At 73.6% G+C, this 622-nt stretch carries 1 protein-coding gene; it reads right to left on the minus strand.

Going from position 1 to position 622, the window contains the following annotated elements; all coding sequences use genetic code 11:
- The coding region (locus AC27IQ_RS26650; protein ID WP_487091485.1) for a sensor histidine kinase N-terminal domain-containing protein at positions 1 to 622 on the minus strand (622 nt) is incomplete at both ends.

Below are 622 nucleotides of genomic sequence, written 5' to 3' on the forward strand. Positions count from 1 at the left end.
GTCGCGCCGGTCCAGCGCCTGCTGGAACGCGGCCAGGGGCTGCAGGTCGCGCTGGATGGCGCGGCGCAGCCACACGGCCAGCGCCACCAGCAGCAGCAGTTGCGACACGCCCGAGTACAGCAGCACGCTGCGCAGCATGGCGCTGCGGCTGTGCACGGTCTGCGCGGTGACGACCTCGAACGGCAGGGGCTCGCGCACATCAAGCCGCACCGCGCGCAGCGCCCGGCCATGGAACTGGATGTCGGAGAACCGGTAGGCCTCGTCGCCGCGCGGCGGCGGCACCGGCATGCCGCCGGCATTGCCCGCCAGCATGGAGCCATCGGGCCGCAGCACCGCGAAGTACACCGTCTCCACCTGGTCGAACAGCACGGCCTTGACCTCGCGCGAGGTGAGCGCGAAATCGAGCGCGTCGCCCTTGGCGCGCACGTTGGCGGCCACCGCGTAGGCATCGTCGAGCAGTGAGCGGTCGAACGCGCGCTGGGTGAAGGCATTGGCCAGCAGCACCGAGCCGGCCGTGCCCACCAGCCACGTCAGGCCCAGAGGCACCAGCACGTGGCGCAGCAGCCGCGCCTGCAGCGAGCGGGGCTCGCGCTGCGCAGGCGCCGGCGGGGGGCGAGGGGGG

The organism is Acidovorax sp. KPB24-07 (genome assembly GCF_057543315.1).